This is a genomic window from Bradyrhizobium cosmicum (assembly GCF_007290395.2).
GTDB classification, from domain to species: domain Bacteria; phylum Pseudomonadota; class Alphaproteobacteria; order Rhizobiales; family Xanthobacteraceae; genus Bradyrhizobium; species Bradyrhizobium cosmicum.
Genome location: NZ_CP041656.2, coordinates 2038210 through 2059304 on the forward strand (window position 1 = coordinate 2038210; position 21095 = coordinate 2059304).

At 64.2% G+C, this 21095-nt stretch carries 17 protein-coding genes and 1 tRNA gene; 13 read left to right on the plus strand and 5 right to left on the minus strand.

Annotated features, from left to right (window positions below):
• Positions 1-89: 89 nt before the first annotated feature.
• The 3 genes from uvrA to FNV92_RS09595 all read right to left on the minus strand — a co-directional run bounded on the left by uvrA (position 90) and on the right by FNV92_RS09595 (position 5316).
• Positions 90-2600: an excinuclease ABC subunit UvrA gene (gene uvrA, locus FNV92_RS09585; RefSeq protein WP_143841186.1), complete on the minus strand. Its 2511-nt coding sequence runs from the start codon at positions 2598-2600 to the stop codon at positions 90-92.
• A gap of 215 nt (positions 2601-2815) precedes the next feature.
• On the minus strand, positions 2816-3916 hold the full coding sequence (locus FNV92_RS09590) for an NAD(P)/FAD-dependent oxidoreductase (RefSeq protein ID WP_143841185.1): 1101 nt from the start codon (positions 3914-3916) through the stop codon (positions 2816-2818).
• Positions 3917-4083: 167 nt separating this feature from the next.
• Complete coding sequence (locus FNV92_RS09595; protein WP_143841184.1) at positions 4084-5316, minus strand: SMP-30/gluconolactonase/LRE family protein; 1233 nt, start codon at positions 5314-5316, stop codon at positions 4084-4086.
• A 304-nt stretch (positions 5317-5620) separates the two neighbouring features.
• Here FNV92_RS09595 and FNV92_RS09600 point away from each other — a divergent pair, with 304 nt between their 5' ends.
• The 5 genes from FNV92_RS09600 (at position 5621) to FNV92_RS09620 (ending at position 10283) form a co-directional block, all read left to right on the plus strand.
• Positions 5621-5884, plus strand: a complete 264-nt coding sequence (locus FNV92_RS09600) for a hypothetical protein (RefSeq protein WP_015684437.1) — start codon at positions 5621-5623, stop codon at positions 5882-5884.
• 536 nt (positions 5885-6420) lie between these two features.
• Positions 6421-7986 (plus strand): 2-isopropylmalate synthase, encoded by a 1566-nt coding sequence (locus tag FNV92_RS09605; protein WP_143841183.1) that lies wholly within the window; start codon positions 6421-6423, stop codon positions 7984-7986.
• A gap of 226 nt (positions 7987-8212) precedes the next feature.
• Entirely contained in the window at positions 8213-9211 is a 999-nt protein-coding gene (locus FNV92_RS09610; RefSeq protein ID WP_015684439.1) for a TRAP transporter substrate-binding protein, read from the plus strand.
• Between the two features lie 229 nt (positions 9212-9440).
• Complete coding sequence (locus FNV92_RS09615) at positions 9441-10040, plus strand: Spy/CpxP family protein refolding chaperone (protein WP_143841182.1); 600 nt, start codon at positions 9441-9443, stop codon at positions 10038-10040.
• A 167-nt stretch (positions 10041-10207) separates the two neighbouring features.
• Positions 10208-10283 (plus strand) — tRNA-Lys (locus tag FNV92_RS09620).
• Between the two features lie 45 nt (positions 10284-10328).
• Here FNV92_RS09620 and FNV92_RS09625 read toward each other — a convergent pair.
• Together FNV92_RS09625 and FNV92_RS09630 are read right to left on the minus strand one after the other, a co-directional pair.
• On the minus strand, positions 10329-10466 hold the full coding sequence (locus FNV92_RS09625; protein WP_168213283.1) for a hypothetical protein: 138 nt from the start codon (positions 10464-10466) through the stop codon (positions 10329-10331).
• 12 nt (positions 10467-10478) lie between these two features.
• Positions 10479-11222: an IclR family transcriptional regulator gene (locus tag FNV92_RS09630; protein WP_168213282.1), complete on the minus strand. Its 744-nt coding sequence runs from the start codon at positions 11220-11222 to the stop codon at positions 10479-10481.
• Positions 11223-11445: 223 nt separating this feature from the next.
• On the opposite strand from FNV92_RS09630, the gene FNV92_RS09635 reads away from it, so the two are divergent.
• The 8 genes from FNV92_RS09635 to FNV92_RS09670 all read left to right on the plus strand — a co-directional run bounded on the left by FNV92_RS09635 (position 11446) and on the right by FNV92_RS09670 (position 21092).
• Entirely contained in the window at positions 11446-12597 is a 1152-nt protein-coding gene (locus tag FNV92_RS09635; RefSeq protein ID WP_143841180.1) for an ABC transporter substrate-binding protein, read from the plus strand.
• 67 nt (positions 12598-12664) lie between these two features.
• A complete protein-coding gene (locus FNV92_RS09640) occupies positions 12665-13540 on the plus strand; it encodes a branched-chain amino acid ABC transporter permease (protein ID WP_143841179.1) in 876 nt (291 codons plus the stop codon).
• Between the two features lie 11 nt (positions 13541-13551).
• The gene (locus FNV92_RS09645; protein ID WP_168213281.1) at positions 13552-14526 is read left to right on the plus strand and encodes a branched-chain amino acid ABC transporter permease; all 975 of its coding nucleotides are present in this window, start codon (positions 13552-13554) and stop codon (positions 14524-14526) included.
• Positions 14523-15260, plus strand: coding sequence for an ABC transporter ATP-binding protein (locus FNV92_RS09650; protein WP_143841177.1), 738 nt, complete (start codon positions 14523-14525; stop codon positions 15258-15260). Before FNV92_RS09645 ends, FNV92_RS09650 begins: the two co-directional genes overlap by 4 nt.
• Complete coding sequence (locus FNV92_RS09655; RefSeq protein WP_143841176.1) at positions 15247-15954, plus strand: ABC transporter ATP-binding protein; 708 nt, start codon at positions 15247-15249, stop codon at positions 15952-15954. Before FNV92_RS09650 ends, FNV92_RS09655 begins: the two co-directional genes overlap by 14 nt.
• A gap of 20 nt (positions 15955-15974) precedes the next feature.
• A complete protein-coding gene (locus FNV92_RS09660) occupies positions 15975-17291 on the plus strand; it encodes an aspartate aminotransferase family protein (protein ID WP_143841175.1) in 1317 nt (438 codons plus the stop codon).
• Between the two features lie 86 nt (positions 17292-17377).
• Entirely contained in the window at positions 17378-19048 is a 1671-nt protein-coding gene (locus FNV92_RS09665) for a hydantoinase B/oxoprolinase family protein (protein WP_143841174.1), read from the plus strand.
• On the plus strand, positions 19023-21092 hold the full coding sequence (locus tag FNV92_RS09670; protein ID WP_244623734.1) for a hydantoinase/oxoprolinase family protein: 2070 nt from the start codon (positions 19023-19025) through the stop codon (positions 21090-21092). Before FNV92_RS09665 ends, FNV92_RS09670 begins: the two co-directional genes overlap by 26 nt.
• Positions 21093-21095 lie beyond the last annotated feature (3 nt).

Sequence of the window (21095 nt, forward strand, 5' to 3'; positions counted from 1 at the left end):
GGCCGGCGGAAAGTCAACATCGCTAAAGTCTGGCTCTGTCCTCCCGGCGCAGAACGCAATTGCGAGATGAGTCATGAAATAGCGGGCGGTTACTGTTTCAAGCGGCGCGCAAGATAGCGCGCTGTCTTCCCGCCGGCCCCGGCGACTTGATGTGGCGTTCCCGATGCGACGATACGGCCACCCTCGTCGCCGGCGCCGGGGCCGAGATCGATGATCCAATCGCTGTGAGAGACGACGTCCATGTCATGCTCGACCACGACGACGCTGTTGCCGGCATCCACGATCCGCTCGAGCTGGGCGATCAGCCGTTCGACGTCCTGCGGATGAAGACCCGTGGTCGGCTCGTCCAGCACATACAGCGTGTGCCCCCGCTGCGGACGCATGAGCTCGGTCGCCAGCTTGATCCGCTGGGCCTCGCCACCGGACAGTTCGGTGGCGGATTGACCGAGGCGGATATAGCCGAGGCCGACCTCACGGACGACCGAGAGCGACCGGTTCAGCGAGGAATCGTCGCGGAAGAAATCGAAGGCCTCGTCGACGCGCATGGACAGCACGTCCGCGATCGATCGGCCGCGGATTTTCACTTCGAGCGTCTTGTCGTTGTAGCGAGCACCCTTGCAGGTCGGGCAGGGCGCATAGACGCTGGGCAGGAACAGAAGCTCGACGCTGACGAAGCCCTCGCCCTCGCAGGTGCTGCATCGGCCTTTTGCGACATTGAACGAGAAGCGTCCGGCGTCGTAGCGGCGAGATTTCGCCTGGGGCGTCGCCGCGAACAATTTTCGCACATGGTCGAACAAGCCGGTGTAGGTCGCAAGGTTGGATCGCGGGGTGCGGCCGATCGCCTTCTGATCCACCACGACGAGGCGATCGACCTCGTCGAGGCCGGCGACGATCTTGCCGCCCAATGTCGCGATCGCGGGCGCAAGGCTGTCGTCGTCGGTATCAGCGGCGAGCGTGTGGCCGAGATGGCCGGCCACGGCATCGACGAGGAATTGGCTGATCAGGCTCGACTTGCCGGAGCCCGACACGCCGGTGACGCTGGCGAGCACGCCCAGCGGGATGTCGACGTCGAGGCCGCGAAGATTGTTGCGGGTCACACCTCTGATCTTTAGATGCCCCATCGGCTCGCGATGGATCGTCGGCAACGGCTCTCTTGGATGTGAGAGATAGCGGGCGGTTCGCGATTGCTCGATCTCGCCGAGCCCCGCAGGCGGCCCGCTATAGAGAATGAGTCCGCCGCTTTCGCCGGCGTCGGGCCCGACGTCCACCAGCCAGTCGGCATGTTTTATGACCTCGATCTCGTGTTCGACCACGAAGATCGAATTTCCGGCGTGCTTGAGTCTGTCTAGCGCCCGCAGCAGCGCTTCGGTGTCGGCGGGATGCAGGCCGGCGGAGGGCTCGTCGAGCACGTAGACGACGCCGAACAGGTTGGAGCGGACCTGCGTTGCCAGCCGCAAGCGTTGCAGTTCACCCGGTGACAGCGTCGGCGTGCTGCGCTCGCAGGCGAGATAGCCAAGGCCAAGGTCGAGCAGGACGGCGAGGCGCGCCGACAGGTCCTCGCAGATGCGCCGGGCAACGACAGTCTTCTCCGACTTGTCCGCCGAGGCTTTTGCGAACGGCTGGATCAGATCCTGCAATTGCTTGAGCGGCAGATGCGACATCTCGGCGATATTGAGCCCCGCGAACTTCACCTTGAGCGCCTCGGGCTTCAGCCGGTTGCCATGGCATGTGGGGCAGTCGCGGGTGATCAGGAATTGCGCGACGCGGCGCTTCATCATCGCGCTCTCGGACTTGGCGTAGGTCTGCATCACGTAGCGCCTGGCACCGGTGAAGGTGCCCTGATAGCTCGGCTCCTCCTTGCGGCGCAGGGCCCGTTTGACTTCGGCCGCGTCGTAGCCGGCATAGACCGGCACGGTCGGCTGCTCGTCCGTGAACAGGATCCAGTCACGATCCTTCCTGGGTAGCTCCCGCCAGGGCTTGTCGACGTCGTAGCCCAGGGTCGTCAGGATGTCCCGGAGGTTCTGTCCCTGCCAGGCACTCGGCCAGGCCGCGACGGCGCGCTCGCGGATCGTCTTGCTGTCGTCAGGCACCATAGATTTCTCAGTGACGTCGAGCATCCTGCCGATCCCGTGGCAGGTCGGGCAGGCACCCTCCGGCGTGTTCGGCGAGAACGACTCCGCGTAGAGCATCGGTTGCCCCCGCGGATAGTCGCCGGCCCGGGAATATAGCATCCTGATCAGGTTGGATATGGTTGTCACGCTGCCGACGGACGACCGCGTCGTCGGCGCGCCGCGCTGCTGCTGGAGCGCAACGGCGGGTGGCAGGCCTTCGATGTCGTCGACTTCGGGGATCTGCATCTGGTGGAAGAGGCGCCGCGCGTAGGGCGACACCGATTCCAGATACCGCCGCTGCGCCTCGGCGTAGATCGTTCCGAAGGCGAGCGAGGACTTTCCGGAGCCGGACACGCCCGTGAACACGACGAGGGCGTTGCGCGGAATCGTGACATCGACGTTTCTGAGGTTGTGCTCCCGCGCGCCGCGCACCCGAACGAAGCCGTCGTCCCGTGTCGGCCCGTCCGGTCGGGTTGGTCGATTATCCATCTTGCTCCTCCAGGCCCGCACGGCAAAATATCCGTGAGGCGCATGCCGCACCGCAGACCGCGGTTCCGGCGGGAGCTTAACGGCAAGATCGCAGGAAGGGTCCTTCGTGCCAGCATGTCAGCTGCGTTCTGCACAAGACGAAGGCGCCCCAGGTGCCCACGCGTGGGCGAGGCTTGCCGTATGCGGGTGCGGTGACCGTGTTGCCGAAAGAGCAATCAGCGCGCTTGCAGCACTGCATCCATTGGGCTGAGCCGCGCGGGATCGAATGGCGTGAGGTCGACCCCACGCGTTGCGCCCATGACGATCAGTTGTGCCAGAGCCTCGCCGGTCGCGGGCGCATTGAGGATGCCCCAGACATCGTGTCCGGTCGCAATATAGACACCTCCATGGTTTGGTACTCGACCGATCAGCGGAAGGCCGTCCTCTGTCCGCGGGCGGAAGCAGGACTGCCACGCGATGATGTTCTCGGGCCGAAATAGTGGCGATAGCCGCTCGGATACCATTTGAACGACTTTGGACCCGTACGGTTCGGGATCAACGGCCGCCGGATCAGTGGGGAACGAGGTGTTTCCTAAAACCGCGGTGACATATGTGGTGCCGTCCGCACGCGGAAAAACCTCGATCGGCACCGACGTGCCGTGGAAATCCGACTCGAGGAATAGCGCGTCGGCCGACACCTCCGTACCTGTGTCGTAAACGATGCTCGAACCAAGCTGGCCATTGATAGCGGGTAGGTTCACCCATTGCGCGGCGAGCAGCGACCACGGCCCCATGGCGATCACGATGGCGTCCGCCTCGATGACGCTTTTGCCGACCTCCACGCCCTTTACGGTCGTCCCATCCGCATCGCGCCTGATGCCGGTGACACATCCAACGCGAAGCTCGGCGCCTTGCGCGAGCGCCGCGTTCATCACGGCTGACGTGAACTTGTAAGGATGAACGATCGCAGTGGTCTCCTTCGTGCCGATCCGTTGCTCCAGCACAACGCCCTTGCTGAGCCAGCCGAGCGCGGTCGGTGCATCCCGGCGCGGATCGTCATCGGCCGCGACAAAGCCGCTATGGGCTGTCATCGGGCGGTAGCCCCAATCGCCTCCGATCTCTTCCGGCAGTTGCGCATGAAGCGCAAAGCTGCGCCGCGCCAGCGCGTCGAGCGGCGTGCCGGCGCACCAGTCGCGCGCCAGGAAGCCGCCGGCCTTACCGGACGCGGCGGCAGCCGCCTCGACACGTTCCACGACGACAACATCGCCCCCGTGGCGGCAGAGAAAATACGCCGTGCAGGCGCCGATCACGCCGCCACCGCAGATCACGACGCGCATGGTCCGCTTCCTGACCGAGATACTTGCTGAAGAACCACCCTAGCTCAAATGGCCTCGTTCCAGGGCATGCCGCTGTTGTTACCATTGCATGGCGCACGAGGAGACCCTCAAGAAAACGGCGCCGGCGAGTCACGCCGATGCCGTGTCGCGATCGGGCCTGCGCCGCCTCAGCCCGGCCCTGCGCCTTGCGTCGCCGTGTACACGGCGTAGAGCGACTGGCTCGCGGCCAAGAACAGGCGGTTGCGCTTGGGGCCGCCGAAGCAGATGTTGCCGCAGACTTCCGGCAGGCGGATGCGGCCGAGCAGCTTGCCCTCCGGCGACCACACCGTCACCCCACTATAACCGACGGCGCGGCCGGCATTGCTGGAGGCCCAGACATTGCCGTTGACGTCGCAGCGCAGGCCGTCGGGCCCGCACTTCACGCCGTCGATCACGCAGTCGCTGAACTTCTTGAGGCCAGACAGCTTGTTGTCCGTGCCGACGTCGAACACGAAGATCTCGCCCTTGCCGCCGGGCCCGGTGTCGCCGGGGCCCTTGCCGGTCGAGGCGATGTAGAGCTTTTTGTAGTCGGGCGAGAAGCACAGGCCGTTCGGGTCGGGCACCTGCTCCTCGGTGACGACGAGATCGATGCGCCCACTGGGGTCGATGCGATAGCAGTTGGTCGGCAGTTCGCGCTTGCCCGGCACGAAGCCGGCCGGCTGGCCGATCCGCGGATTGAGCTTGCCGCCGGCATTGCTCGGGCCACCCGCGACGTCGGGCTCGCCCTCGTAAAGCTGGCCGCCATAGGGCGGATCGGTGAACCAGTAGCTGCCGTCGGGGTGCGCGGCGATGTCGTTCGGCGAATTCAGCCGCTTGCCCTGATAGGATTCGGCCAGCACCGTCGCGGTGCCGTCGTGCTCGTAGCGCGTCACCCGCCGGGTCAGATGTTCGCAGGAAAGCTGACGGCCCTGGAAGTCGAACGAGTTGCCGTTGGAGTTGTTGGAGGGCGAACGGAACACGCTGACGCGGCCGTCGTCCTCGGTCCAGCGCATCTGCCGGTTGTTGGGAATGTCGCTCCAAAGCAGATAGCGGCCTTGCGCACTCCAGGCCGGGCCTTCGGCCCACAGTAGACCGGTGTGCAGCCGCTTGATCGCGGTGTTGGGCTGCGCCAGATCGTTGAAGGACGGATCGACCGCGATGATGTCGGGATCCCAGAAATAAGTGGTCGGTGCACCGCCCGGACCGAAATCGCGCGGCGGGGTGGTGATCGTCGTCGGCGGGGCGGCGGGTCCGGTCTGGGCCAGCGCGGGGCCGGCCATCGTGGCGGCGGCGCCGAGCGCAAGTCCCCGGACAAGTGTTCGTCGTGAAAGCGCAGCATCCTGGTCACGCTGCTCGTGGTCACGAGCCTGCTGGCGTGTCATCGCGTCCTCCCGGTTCTTTCGCTGGCCGGTTGATCCGGCCGAGCGGTGCGAAGGTTAGTCTGGTCTGCGCCCGGTTGCGAGAGGCAGGTTCGCATCCTCTACGCGATGCTAGGCCGGTAGAGGCTGGAACGCGGCCACATTGCGGCGAGGCAAGGGCACAAGCGACAATCCGTCCCGGCCTCGTCGTTCGGAGCTTGCCGGTCGGGCCTTGGGAGTAAGCCGGAATGGTTTTTAGGGCGTGTCAAGCCTTGACCTCGCGCGCGATGATGGCAGAACGTCTCCGGAGCATTACCCGGAGTTCGCCGTGTTAGCCGTTGTTGCACTGGTCATAGCGCTCGCCATCGCGTTCGCCGCCGGCTATGTCACCCGCGATCTCATCTCCCGCAAACGACGCGCGCAGGCGCGCCGCTGGCGCGACTATACCGAGCCGGGCTGGCTCCGCGCCGCTGCGCCCGCCAACACCAACGAGGCTGCGAACACCAACGCGGCTGTGCCTCCGGCGACCGGCGAACTCGGCCAGATGCTGGACCGCTGGGAAAACCGAGCCCGCGCCCGCCGCGCGGGATAGTAAATCCTCGAGCGGCGAACAAGCGAGCGCTGGGTCCGTCGCACCCAAGGTATTCCAGTTTACCGAAATTCGGAATTTTGCGCGCGACGACTTTTAGGGGCCGGTCCTGCCTTGTTGCGGTCGCGTCGCCGCGACGCCATCGGCGCGTCCAGGGAAGCCTCGACCCGCAACCGGGTCAGCTCCCCTGACCATCTTTTGGCGTTGCAGTTGCTCCTGTTTCTCGTCTAGAAACGGTGCACCGAGCCTCCCGGCAACCAACCGTCAACGGTTTTGACCGAGGATTTGAGGGCTCAAAAGGGTCTGGCAATGCTGATTCGCGGCCAAATCGATGGGATTTCGGGGGAGGTGGCTCTGGCCGCCGCCACGATCCCGGCCGCGCGGCTGTCCACCCTCCTGATTGGCGGGCTTCTTCTTAGCTGCCCCTGAGGGCCGGCTGGGCGCGACGCGCCTGGGCGCTCAGGGGTTGGTCGAGATCACCGGACACCTCAAGCGCCCAGACCAATGAACGGCGCGAAAGCTCAAAAGGAAATCTGACAATGGCCACCGTGAACAAGTCCGAGAAGGACCGCGTCATCATTTTCGACACCACGCTGCGCGACGGCGAGCAATGCCCCGGCGCCACCATGACCTTCGAGGAGAAGCTCGAGGTCGCCGAGATGCTGGACGATATGGGCGTCGACGTCATCGAAGCCGGCTTCCCGATCACCTCCGAGGGCGACTTCCAGGCGGTCAGCGAGATCGCCCGCCGCTCCAAGAACGCCGTCATCGCCGGCCTGTCGCGCGCGCACCCGGCCGATATCGACCGCTGCGCCGAAGCGGTGAAATTTGCCAAGCGCGGCCGCGTCCACACCGTGATCGCCACCTCGCCGCTGCACATGCGGGTGAAGCTGAACAAAACCCCGGAGCAGGTGCTCGAGACCTCGGTCGCGATGGTCGCGCGCGCCCGCAACCAGATCGACGACGTCGAATGGTCGGCCGAGGACGGCACCCGCAGCGAGATGGACTATCTGTGCCGCATCGTGGAAGCCGTCATCAAGGCCGGCGCCACCACGGTGAACATTCCCGATACCGTCGGCTACACGGTGCCGGAGGAATACACCCACTTCATGAAGACGCTGATCGAGCGCGTGCCGAACTCGGACAAGGCGGTATTCTCCGTGCACTGCCATAACGATCTCGGCATGGCGGTTGCGAACTCGCTGGCCGGCATCATCGGCGGCGCACGCCAGGTCGAGTGCACCATCAACGGCATCGGCGAGCGCGCCGGCAACGCCGCGCTCGAAGAGGTCGTGATGGCGATCAACGTCCGCAACGACAAATTCCCGTACTGGAACAAGATCGACACCACGCAGCTCACCCGCGCCTCGAAAGTGGTGTCGGCGGCGACCTCGTTTCCCGTCCAGTACAACAAGGCGATCGTCGGCCGGAACGCCTTCGCGCATGAGAGCGGCATCCATCAGGACGGCGTGCTGAAGGACGCCTCCACCTACGAGATCATGCGGCCCGAGATGGTCGGCCTGAAGCAGTCTTCGCTGGTGCTGGGCAAGCATTCCGGCCGCCACGCCTTCGTGCACAAGCTGGAAGAGATGGGCTACAAGCTCGGCCCGAACCAGCTGGAAGATGCGTTCACGCGGATGAAGGCGCTCGCCGATCGCAAGAAGGACATCTACGACGAAGACATCGAGGCGCTGGTCGACGAGGAGATGGCGGCGTCGCACGACCGCATCAAGCTGACCTCGCTGACCGTGATCGCCGGCACCCATGGCCCGCAGCGCGCGACCATGAAGCTCGACGTCGACGGCCAGATCAAGATCGAGGAGGCCGAGGGCAATGGTCCGGTCGATGCGGTGTTCAACTGCATCAAGCGCCTGGTGCCGCATGAGGCCAAGCTCGAGTTGTACCAGGTCCACGCCGTGACCCAAGGCACCGACGCGCAGGCCGAAGTCTCGGTCCGCCTCTCTCATGAGGGGCGCGCGATGACCGCACGCGCGGCGGATCCGGATACGCTGGTGGCCTCGGCCAAGGCCTATCTCGGCGCGCTCAACAAGATCGTCATGAAGCGCCAGCGCGATACGGTGACGACGTCGGCGGCGGCGAGCTGACGCGCGCGATCTCACGGCTCATCGGTCAAACGCGGCGCCTCAGGCGCCGCGTTTTTCGTTGGCCGGACTCGCGGGGATTTCCTGTCCGGATACCGCATTTTTGCAAGGAGACCCCTGCTAAGGGGCAATGGCGCCTCAGTCTGCTTCCCTATAAAGCTGCCTTCAAGTCTTGACTTAAAGTCTTGAGGCCGGCGCTCCGGCCCCACAAGGACGTTTAGGAGGAAGCATGCGGAAACTCATTTTGGCTGCGGCATCGGTTGCGGCTCTGGCATTGACCGGGCCGGCATCGGCCCAGGCGCCGATCATCATCAAGTTCAGCCATGTGGTGGCCACCGACACGCCGAAGGGCAAGGCGTCGGAAAAATTCAAGGAGCTCGCCGAGAAGTACACCGGCGGCAAGGTCAAGGTCGAAATCTACCCGAACTCGACGCTCTACAAGGACAAGGAAGAGCTCGAGGCGCTTCAGCTCGGCAGCGTGCAGATGTTGGCGCCGTCCAACTCCAAGTTCGGCCCGCTCGGCATCCGCGAATTCGAGGTGTTCGATCTGCCCTATATCCTTCCCGACCTGAAGACGCTGCGGAAGGTGACGGAAGGCCCGCTCGGCCTCCGGCTGCTCAAGCTGCTGGACTCCAAGGGCATCACCGGCCTTGCCTATTGGGACAACGGCTTCAAGCAGATGAGCGCCAACAAGAAGCTGGTCGCGCCCGCCGACTACCAGGGCGTCAAGTTCCGCATCCAGTCCTCGCGCGTGCTCCAGGCCCAGTTCAAGGCGCTCGGTTCGCTGCCGCAGGTAATGGCGTTCGGCGAAGTCTACCAGGCGCTGCAGACCGGCGTCGTCGACGGCCAGGAGAACACCTGGTCGAACATCTACACCCAGAAGATGCACGAGGTGCAGAAGTACATCACCGAGACCAACCACGGCTACATCGGCTACGTCGTGATCGTGAACAAGAAGTTCTGGGACGATCTGCCGGCCGACATCCGCGACCAGCTGTCGAAGGCGATGAAGGAAGCGACCGACTTCAACAACACGCAGTCGCAGAAGGAAAACGACGACGCGCTCGCCGAGATCAGGAAGAGCGGCAAGAGCGAGATCATCAAGCTCACGCCGGAGCAGGACGAGGCGATGCGCAAGGCGATGGAGCCGGTCTACAAGGACGCCGCAGGCCGCGTCGGCCAGCCGCTGATCGACGAGTTCCAGAAGGAAGCCAAGAGCACCAATTGAGAGCGCGACCCAACTTGGGAGCGCGATCAGCCAATCTCGACGAACGCTGAATGAAAGGGCTTCCGTGCCGGGCGCGGAAGCCCTTTTTGTTGCGAGTGATTTCTGATTGCGACTGGCGGTAAGATCAGGGGTTACATCTTGGTAAGGATGCCCTCTCTGTCCAAGTTGTAAGTTGCGTGTCAGCCGTGCGGCGCCCATCTTCGCGGCATCCTTCCAGAGGAGAGTTCGCATGAGGAAGTTCACCATCGCCGCCATCGCCGTGCTCAGCATCGCCGGCTCGGGCGCGGTCTATGCTCAATACCATCGCCCGTGGATGCACGAGCACATGCGCCACATGCGCATGAACCCGGAGGATCGCGCCGCCTTCGTCGACGCGCGGATCGCCGCCGTCCACGCCGGCCTGAAGCTCAATGCCGACCAGGAGAAGCTGTGGCCGCCGGTCGAGGCTGCCGTGCGCGACTTCGCCAAGCTGCGCATCGACCGCGCCAACGCGCGGATGAATGCCGGCCCCGGTGATGCCGACAAGCCGGAGGATCCGGTCGCCCGCCTGCGCCAGCGCGCCGACGACATGGGCGCCACCTCCACGGCGCTGAAGAAGATCGCCGATGCCGCCGATCCCCTCTACAAGACGCTGGACGACGGCCAGAAGCGGCGCCTCGCCGCGCTGACCCGCCACCGCGGCCCGTTCGGCGGCGGTGAGGACGGCCCGCCCCGCCAATTCATGGAACGGGGCATGGATCGCATGATGGAGCGCGGCATGGACCGTTTCCATGGCGATCGCTTCGACCGGGACGGCGGTCCGGACCGGGACCACGAGGGCCGGCTCTGAGCCCTCGGGGATTTTGCGGGGGATCAACCGCATTGACCTCGGCGAAGCCGCTGGAATCCAGCGGCTTTTCGCTTTCTGGGGACTTTGGAAAAACCTTTACCGCATCGCTTGCCATCCCCGGATCGCTTTGCTAAACGACCGACCTCGCAAGGCTTTGACCGCCTTTCGGGCGCATAGCTCAGTTGGTAGAGCAGCTGACTCTTAATCAGCGGGTCCCAGGTTCGAGCCCTGGTGCGCCCACCACCTAAATCGAGACCTTAGCGCGAGAAACCGATTGAGAAGGCCGGACTAAAACGGTTTTTCAAACGGTGTTTTTGGCGGCCGTTCGGCGAGTTCACGCTCGGCATTGTGGTCTGCACCACTGGTCTCGGCGGAGGCCTTGGCGACTCGAATGCCGCCCGGTAGAGCCGCTTCCAATGTAAACATCAGATCTCACGATCAGGGCAGGTTTCGAGCTCGCATGCTCGTGCCGAGTGACAAAGCCTTTGCCAAGGTCGCCGCGGTGGCATTCAGCGCCGCAATTCGCGTGGGCAACTGCTTGTTCATAATTCGCTCCAGCGGTCCGGTCATGCCGACCGAATGCAGCACGGCGCCGTCCGGCAATCTCACCGGCACGGCGATGGCGGCGAGACCCTCGTCGATCTCGCCGATGCAAGTCGCGTAGCCGAGCTTGCGAACCTTGGCATATTCCTGCTCGATCCATTTTCGGCTGGTATGCGAATGGACTGTCGGCTTGGGCAAATCCTCGGACAGGGCCGCGTCTATCAATGCCTTGCTCTGGAAGGCCATGATGGCCTTGCCCGTCGCCGCGGCATTGACCGGCATCTCGATGCCGGGCTGCACATAGCCGCGCCAACGCACGTCGGGCGAATGCGAAACGGCGACCACTACGCGCTTTCCGACCAGTCGCGCGAGGTAGCACGTCTCCGTGCTGGCTTCGGTCAGGGACAGCAAATGTGGTCCGGCGAGTGATGCATACCATCCGTCGTCCGCGCCGGCGTGAAGCAGGCGGGTGAGGCGTTCGCCCACATGGTAGGTCCGTCCTGCCTCTCCCTCCGACGCCATGCCGGCACGGACCAATCCCTTCAGCAATCGGTGTGCGGTGGTTTTCGGCAGATCGAGCATGGCCGAAACGTCCGCCAGCGTGATCGTGCCGGAAAATGCAGCGACGACCTCCAGCACGTCGATGTAGCGCGCGAGCGGGCCGGGAGAAACGTCGTCTGTTGTCATCGAAGTTGACCAGTTCCTGGGCGGCCTGCGCCAATTTGTACGGCTTGACTCGGCGGCGGCTTGCCGTTTACCGTTTCAATATTCGGAATATCGTTCCGGAAAACGGAACGATTGTCAAGTGGTCAGATCCGATCAGTTCGCTGACGCGGCATTGGTGTTGTAGAGGAGTGGCGACGTGGGGTTCACGCGGAAGGACTTTCTAGGTTCGATGATTGCGGCGACGATGCTGTCGCTTACCGGGGCTGCGCATGGGCAACAGGCGGAGCCTGTCCTGATCGGCGCGACCGTTCCGATGACGGGGCCGCTGTCGCTGACCGGCAAGCAGTACCAGAACTCACTGACGATGGCCGAAGAGGACATCAACAAGGCCGGCGGCATCAACGGCCGCCCGATCAAGATCGTGTTCGAGGATACCCAGGCGTCGAACGGCACCGCCGTGAACGCCTTCGTCAAGCTGGCTCAGGAAACCAAGCCGTCGTTCTTCTTTCTGTCGAGCTATTCGACGCAGAATCTCGCGGTTGCGCCGGAGCTCAAGAAGGTGCAGGTGCCCGCCATGTATGCCGGCGGCGCCGATGCCGTGGCCGATGGCGGCAATGAATGGATGTTCCGGATCCGGCCGGCCGACAGCGTGTCCGCAGAGGGCATGGTCAAGGCTGCGGTCGACGTCATCAAGGCGAAGAAGCCGGGCATTCTCTACATCCAGAACGATTTCGGCCAGGGAGGGGCCCAGACCGCCGCCAAGCGCCTCGAAGCCGCAGGTATTCCGGTCGTCGGCATGGAAGCCTATGGCCAGAACGACAAGGACTTCTCGGCGCAGTTGCTCAGCCTCCGCAGCAAGGGCGCCGATACGATCCTGATCTTCAACTATCCGCAGGACGGCGCACTGGTGCTGCGCCAGGCCAAGGTGCTGGGCTTCAAGATGCCGCTGGTTACGTCATCGGCGGCGCTGGTGCCGGCCGCCCTGCAGTTGCTGTCGCCCGCCGATCTCGAAGGCGTTTGGGGCGTCACGGATGCGTTCATGGACGCGAGCGTCGGCGGCCGGATGAAGGATTACGTCGAGCGTTTCAAGGCGAAGTTCGGCATTGATCCCGATCCGTATGGCCTTGCCTACTACGACGGTGCGTTCCTGATGGCGGAAGGCATGCGCAAGGTCGGTACGGACGCCAAGGCGTTGCGGGAATGGCTGGCGGCGGTCAATGGCTGGCAGGGTATCGGTCACGTCTACTCCTACGATGCCAAGGGCAATGGCGTGCGCGATCTTGCTGTCGTGAAGGCGAAGGCCGGCACCAAGACGCTCGAGTTGGTGCAGCCGGTCACTCTCAACTGATCACATCGGACGGATTGGCCTCGCGGCCGGCCAGCACGGCCGCGAGGTGCGAGCGAGCAGGGGTATCATGGCGGATTTCATTCAGCTTCTGGTCAACGGACTGGCGATCGGAAGCGTTTATGCGCTGGCGGCGATCGGCTTCGTCATCGTCTACTCCGCAACCGGCGTCGTGAATTTCGCGGCCGGCCAGTTCGTGATGTTCGGAACCTTTGCCGGTGTCGTGACGCTGATCAATGCCCAATTGCCATGGTCCGTCGCCTATGGCGCTGCGCTTGCGATCATGGCGCTGTTCGGAGCATTGTTCTTCATCACCGTCTATCTGCCGCTGCGGCGCGGGTCGATCGTTACGATCATCATTGGCACCGTCGCCGTCGGCATCATCATGCAGAATGCGGCGCTGCTGTCGTTCGGATCGTGGCCGTTCCGCCTGCCGTCTCCCCTGGAGGACCGGGTGGTCAATCTGGGTGGCGCCATCATCTCGACCCATGCTTTGGGCGTGGTCGGCGTCACCACCCTCATGGTTGCGGGACTCTGGGTGCTGTTCAATCGCACCTCCGTCGGCATCGGCATGCGGGCCGTGGCGCAGGACCTTCAGGCCGCCAAGCTGATGGGTCTCAAGGTCAACCGGCTGCTGGCCCTGTCGTGGGTGCTTGCCGCCGTTCTCGCCGGTGTCGCCGGCCTCATGCTCGGGCCGATGTGGTTCGCGGACGTCAATATGGGTGACCCGATCGCCCTGAAGGCCTTTGCGGCGACCATCATCGGAGGCTTCGGCAGCCTGCCGGGTGCGATCGTCGGCGGGCTGTTCGTTGGTCTCAGCGAGGTGCTCGGTGCGTCCTATGTGTCATCCGCCTACAAGGATCTGATCTCGTTCGGCATCATGATCCTCTTCCTGCTCGTGCGTCCGCAGGGCGTGTTCGGCGAAAAGATCCAGGATCGGGGTTGATCGCGATGGCGATGCGCGCTCCATTGGCGATCGCTGCAGCGATCCTCGTGCTTGGCGGCCTCATCGCCAGCGTTCTGCCGGAATATTACCTCCGGCTGTTCAATCTCTCGGCGATCTCGGCGGTCGCCGTCATCGGCCTGAATTTCGCGTTCGGTTATGCCGGTCTGATCTCGCTGGGCCACGCAGCGTTTGTCGGCATGGGTGCGTATGGGCTGGCGATCCTGACCACAGCCTGGGGCTGGTCGCCGTGGCTGGCAATGCCGGCCGCGATCGCGACAACCGCGGCGCTCGCGGCCCTGATCGGCTATCCTCTGCTGCGCCTGCGTGGCCACTACCTCGCGCTGGCCACGCTGGGTCTCAACGTCTCGTTCTATATCGTGACGTCGAACTGGATCGGGCTGACGGGCGGCACCAACGGCATCGCGCGAATTCCGGAACTGGCCATCGGCTCGCTGGCGCTTTCCGGCGAACACCGGTTCCTGTGCGTCGCACTCGTGACGCTTGCGGTGGTCGCCGCGCTCGCGGCGATGCTGCACGCGTCGCGCCATGGCCGCGAGATGATGGCGGTGCGCGACGACGAGATCGCGTCCGAAATGATCGGGATCGACGTCACGCGCGTGAAGATCACGGCCTTCGTGCTGTCGGCGATCTGCGCCGCCGTCGCAGGCTGCCTGTTCGCCCTGCATGTACGCTTCGTGGCGCCGGAGGACTTCACCTATGCGCATTCCATCACGTATCTCGCGATGCTGATCGTCGGTGGGGAGGGCACCATCGTGGGAGCGATCCTCGGCGCGATCCTGCTCACCTTCCTGCCCGAGTGGCTGCGCTTCCTCGGCACCGCTTACCTTCTCTTCTTCGGCCTGCTGATGCTCTGCATCCTGGTGTTCCTGCCGACCGGCCTGGTCGGTCTCGGCCGGCGCATGCGTCCCCGCTCACGCAAGACGGCACCATCAACATCGGTTGGCGTACCGGAGATGACGTCATGAACGTGTTGGAGGCGCGCAGTATTCACAAACGCTATGGCGGTCTCGCTGCGCTGGACGATGTCGATCTGACCGTTGCGAAAGGGCAGTTCGTCGCGGTGATCGGACCGAACGGTGCCGGCAAATCGACACTGCTGAACGTGCTGACCGGCCTGGTCTTGCCGGACGAGGGCCAGGTCGTTCTCGACGGCCAAACCATCACGCGCATGGCCACCAACAGGCGCATCCGCGCCGGGCTCGGTCGCACGTTCCAGCACGGGCGTGTCTTTGCGCGGCTGAACGTCCTGGAAAACGTCATGACCGGCGCGGCGATCCGCCGCGGCCTGAACGAGGCCGGTCTTCGCGACGCTGCGATGGAAATCATCGAGCAGATGGGACTCGCCGACGTGGCCTTCGACGCGATCGATTCGCTCTCCTATGGCCGTCGCCGCATGGTGGAGCTTGCCCGTGCGCTGGCTTGCCGGCCGCATGTCCTGCTGCTGGACGAGCCGGCCGCGGGCCTGAATTCCGGTGAGGTCGACCAGCTGATCGAGCGGTTGACGGCACTGCGCGCTACCCACGGGCTCGCCATCGTGCTGATCGAGCACAATATGGGCATGGTCATGCGGCTTGCCGAGCGCATCTTCGTCCTCAATTTCGGCTGCAGGATTGCCGAGGGAACGCCGGCCGAGATCCAGGCGGACCCCGCCGTGCTGTCGGCCTATCTGGGCGAAGGATATGTCCATGCTGGCGTGTGACGAGCTCGCGGTCGCGCATGGCGACATCGTTGCGCTGCAGGGCGTGACGTTGAGGGTCGATGCCGGCGAAACGGTCGCGCTGATAGGCGCCAACGGTGCCGGCAAGACCACGCTGCTGCATACGATCTCCGGCCTCAACCGGGTGTCGTCAGGCGACATCAGGTTCGAAGGCGCACCTATCGGCGGCTGGTCCACGGATCGCAGGGTGGCGAAGGGGATTTCGCAGGCTCCGGAGGGACGACGGATCTTTCCAGGTCTGTCGGTGGAGGAGAACCTGACGCTTGCCACCGTGAGTTGGCGTCGCTGGGGGCAATCCATCATGGCCGATCTCGATCGCGTGTTCGAGCTGTTTCCCAGGCTGAAGGAGCGGCGCAAGCAGCTCGGCTGGTCGCTGTCCGGCGGAGAGCAGCAGATGCTGGCCATCGGGCGGGCGTTGATGGCGCGGCCGAAGCTGCTGCTGCTCGACGAGCCCTCGCTCGGCCTGGCGCCACGGCTCGCCGAGGAAGTCTACGAGCGTGTCAGGGTGATCAGCAAGACCGGTCTGACGATTCTCGTCGTCGAGCAGAACACCGTGCTGGCGCTGTCGGTGGCCGATCGCGCCTACGTGCTGGAGACCGGCCGCATCGTGCTCGACGGGCCGGCGAGCGAACTCAAACACAATGCGCGCGTGCGCGAAGCTTATCTGGGCCGCTAGACCCGGAGCGAGGAGGCAACATGTATCCCGAATCTCATCCGCAATCGCGCGAACTTTACGCGCGCGCATTGAACAGCCTGCCGGGTGGAAACACCCGTACGACAGTATTCATGAAACCGTTCCCGATCTACGCGGCGCGTGGCTCGGGTTGCCGCATATGGGACGTCGACGGAAACGAGTACATCGACTGCATCAACAACTTCACCTCGCTGATCCATGGTCACGCGCATCCTACCTTGATCGAGGCGGCCACCAAGCAGCTCGCGCTCGGGTCCGCGTTCGGCATGCCGACGGAATCCGAGGTTGATCTCGCCGAGCTCCTCGTGGGCCGGCTGCCGTCGGTCGAGCAGGTTCGCTTCGCCAATTCCGGTACCGAAGCCGTGATGATGGCGCTGAAGGCTGCGCGTGCCTATACCGGCCGTCCGAAGATCGCGAAATGCGAGGGCGCCTATCACGGCTCCTACGACTATGCCGAGGTCAGTCTCGATCCGACGCCGTCGGCGTGGGGCGGCAACGCACCGGTCTCGGTCGCCTATGCCAAGGGGACGCCGCAGAACGTGCTTGCCGATGTCGTGACCATTCCCTTCAACGATCTCGAAGCGGCGGTGAGCCTGATCCGCGAACATGGTCCGGAGCTCGCATGCGTTCTCGTCGATCCGATGCCGAACCGGGCTGGCCTGGTGCCGGCCGACAGGGCCTACCTGGAGGCGTTGCGTGAGGTGACCCGCGAGGTCGGTGCGCTGCTCATCTTCGATGAAGTCATCACGTTTCGGCTCGGCTATCATGGCGCGCAAGGCCTGTGGGGCATCGATCCGGATCTCACCACGCTCGGCAAGATCATCGGCGGCGGCTTCCCGGTCGGCGCAATCGCCGGTGGCAAACAATTCATGTCGGTGTTCGATCCATCACCGGGCAAGCCGGCATTGCCGCATGGCGGCACGTTCTCGGCCAACCCGGTCACCATGCGCGCGGGACTGGCGGCCATGGAACTGCTCGATAAGGCAGCCTTCGCGCGTCTCGACACGATCGGCCAGGCGGTGCGCGACGGAATAGATGCGGCGTTTCGCAAGACCGGCGTTCCCGGCGGCACGGTAGGCCTCGGCTCGCTGTTGAAGATCCATTTCACCGATCGCCGGATCCGTGATTATCGCTCGGCCTATTTGACCGAGGCCGAAGCGAAGCGGCAGGCCGTGTTCAACGCCGGCCTGCTCAATCGCGGAATCTTCGCGGCCAATTACGGCCTGATGGCGCTGTCGCTGCCGATGGCCGATGCGGATATCGACGCCATCGTCGCCGCGGCAGGCGCATCGTTGCAAGAGGTCGCCGCGCTCGGCTGACCGGATCGTTTCACGTCGATGACTGTTCCGGCCGGCGCTCAGATGGGCCCGGCGCGGATTTCCTCATCCCGAAAAGGAGGCTCGCGATGACCTCGAAGACTGACCCCATCACCCGTTCCGTTGTGCAGCATCGTCTCAGTTCGATCGTGAACGAGATGGGAGAAGCGATGCTGCGCACGTCCTACTCGCAGATCCTGAATTCCAGCCGTGACTTCTCGCTCGGCATCTGCGACGTCCAGGGGCGGTTGATCGCGCAGGCCGATCACATCCCAGTACATGTCGGGGCGCTGTCATGGGCGACTCTCGCCGTCGAGCAACGCTTCAAGGACGTCAAGCCGGGCGACGTCCTGCTTCTCAACGATCCCTATCACGGCGGCAGTCATCTGCCCGATCTCACTGCCTTCGTGCCGGTCTTCGACGGCGCACGGCGGCTTTACTGGACCATCGTGCGCGCGCATCAGAGCGATATCGGCGGCGCCACGCACGGCGGCTACAACCCGGGCGCGACAGATATCTGGCAGGAAGGCCTGCGCGTGCCGCCGATCCGGCTCTACGAGGCCGGCAGGCTGCGCGACGATCTGCTCGACATGCTGGCGCTCAACGTGCGCAACCCGCGCGATTTCCGCGGCGATCTGGCTGCCATGGTCGGCGCTGCGCATCTCGGCGAACGCCGCATGAAGCGCCTCTTCACCGAATTCGGCGGAGCGACGGTGGAGGCGGCGGTCGAGACGATTCTCGATACCGCGGAACGGCAGACGCGCGCGGTGCTGTCGACCTGGAAGGACGGCGTGTTCTACGGCGAGGCGTTCCTCGACGATGACGGCCATGGCCGTAGCGATATCAGGATCGCCGCGAAGGTCACCAAGCAGGGCAGCGATATCGAGGTCGATCTATCGGGATCTGATCCGCAGACAACGAGCTTCGTGAATTCCTCGCACGCCAACATGCAAGCCGCGGTCGTGATGGCGTTCGCCTATCTGATCGACGCCGACATTCCCAAGAACGCAGGTGCCCTGCGGCCGCTCAAGGTGGTTGCGAAGCAGGGTACCATCGTCTGGGCCGATCCGGGCCTGCCAGTGACCATGTGTACCAGCCATCCCTCTAATGAGATCGTCGAGGCCATCGTCAAGGCCCTGTCGGGCTCCTGTCCGGAGCGGGCCATGGCGGGCTGGAGCCGGCGCTTTCGTATTGCCATCCAGGGCGAGGACCCGCGCACCGGCCGCGGCTTCATCTGGCACATGTTCCAGGCGCGGCCCGGCGGCGGAGCATCGTCGGGGGGCGATGGATGGTCGTCGATCGGCGAGTGGCACACGGTGGGCGGCATCAAGTTCGGCAGCATCGAAGTGGCCGAGGCGCGCTTTCCGTTGCATTTCCGTCACCACGAATTCCGTGCGGACTCCGGCGGTGATGGCAAGTATCGCGGTGGCCTCGGTGTTTCGCTCGACTTGGTGATGGAGACGGAGAAGCCCGCGCGCGCCAACACCGCGGGCGACGGCACCCGGCACGGCGCCTGCGGCATGCTGGGCGGTAGCGACGGCAAGCCGCATCACTACGTGCTGATCTCAAAGAACCGCGCGCCGCGCGTGCTCCGTACCAAGGAGGTGGGCATCGAGGTGCTGCCCGGTGACTGCTTTGAAATTCGCTCGGCCGGCGGTGGTGGATGGGGCCCGGCGGAGCAGCGTGCACAGGACGCCCGCGCGCGCGATCTGCTGCAGGGCCTTACGACCGGTGTTGTCACGACCAGGCAGGGTTCTTGAGATGTATACGATTGGAGTTGATGTCGGCGGCACCTTTACCGACCTGGTTGCGATCGATCGCGAAGGGCGCACTGTATTCGCGAAGTCGCCTTCGACGCCGTCTGATCAGTCGGTCGGAGTCATGACCGGGCTTGAGGAGCTCGCGCGCCGGCTCGGTCTGTCTCGTGCCGACATGCTCGGGCGGACCGACCGCCTGGTGCATGGCACGACGGTCGCGACCAATGCGCTCCTGGAGCGCAAGGGCGCGAAGGTCGCACTACTGACGACGCGGGGGCATCGCGATGTGATCGAGATGCGCGAGGGTCTCAAGGGTGATCGATACAATCTTCGTATGGCGCCGCCCGAGCCCCTGGTACCGCGAGAGTTGCGGTTTGGTGTGCGCGAGCGCATCAAGCCGGATGGCGAGGTGCTGATCCCGCTCGATCAAGACTCGCTCGGCGAAGCGATTGCCGCGATCCGCGCCTCAGGGGCGACATCGGTTGCGGTGTGCTTTCTGCATGCCTACCGCAATCCAGTTCACGAGATCGCAGCAGTAGAGCGTCTGCAGCGGGAGCTGCCCGATGTCAGCATTTCCCGGTCTAGCGACGTGTTGCCACAGATCAAGGAATACGAGCGCGTCTCGACCACCATCGTCAATGCCTATGTCCGCCCAGCGGTACGGCACTATCTCAACAATCTGGATATGCGACTGAAAGAGGCTGGCCTCGCCAGTGGCCTGTTCGTCATTCTGTCCCATGGCGGAATGGCGCCGGTCGAGGAGGCCGCGCGGCTGGCCGCAGGCACGGTGCTCTCCGGTCCGGCCGGTGGCATTTCCGGTTGCCGCCGCTGCGCCGATCTGCTCGGCATTCCCGATCTCGTGCCGTTCGACATGGGGGGTACCAGCACCGACATTTCGTTGATCACCGCAGGCCGGGCATCGCTTTCGGCCGATGGGGGACTTGCCGATCAGCGCATTGCGTTGCGAAGTCTCGACATTGCCAGTATCGCTGCCGGTGGCGGCTCGATTGCGTCACTCGATGTCGGAGGTACACTCCGGGTTGGGCCGGAAAGCGCCGGATCTGTTCCCGGACCCGCATGCTACGGCAATGGCGGAAGCGAGGCGACGGTGACCGATGCCAATGTCATTCTCGGCTATCTAGACGCTGCGGCATTCATGGGAGGTCGGCGGCCATTGGATCGCGCGGCGTCTGAGGCGGCCGTCGATCGTCTCGCCGCATCGCTCGAACTGTCGCGTGATGAAGCGGCCGCAGGCATCTATCGCATGGTCAATCTGCGTATGGCCGATGGTATCCGCCTGATGACCTTGCGCCGCGGTGTCGATCCGCGCCGCTATGCGATGTTGAGCTTCGGCGGTGCCGCCGGCCTGCACGCTGCCGAAGTGGCGCGCGAACTGGAGATCAAGCGCATCATTGTGCCGACTGCGGCATCGGTGTTGTCGGCTTGGGGCATGCTGACAAGCGATCTGCGTTACGAAGTCAGCAGTACTTATTACAGCGCTGGATCGCGCATCACACCGGAAGAAGTCAGAACGATCTTTGCCGACCTCGAACAGCAGGCCGCCGGTCGATTGACGTCGTGGTTCGGCGGCAAGGTCGTGCTCGAGCGCTCGGCCGAAATGCGCTATGGCGAGCAGATTTTCGAGATCGACGTTCCGCTAACCGATCTCGATTGGAATTCCGACGATATCGTCGATCGTATTGAGCAGCGTTTCCATCGCCGCCATGAGGAGCTATACACATATGCATCGCCGGATCAGGAAGTCGTGTTCGTGAATGCGCGCGTCGCCGCGGTCGGTATCATCCCGCAAGGTGCGAGCGTGCCGCGTGGTGCCGCCACGACCTCGGCCTGCGTCCCTTCAGGCAAGCGCATGGCGTATTTCGGGACATGGCGCGAGGTGTCGGTCTATGCGGTGGACACGCTGAAGACAGGACATGCAATCGAGGGACCTGCGATCGTTGAAGCGGAAACCACCACGGTGGTGGTCAACGCCGGCGACCGTATTACGGTCAATGATCTCGGCTGGCTCGATATCGCGCTGGCGTAGCGA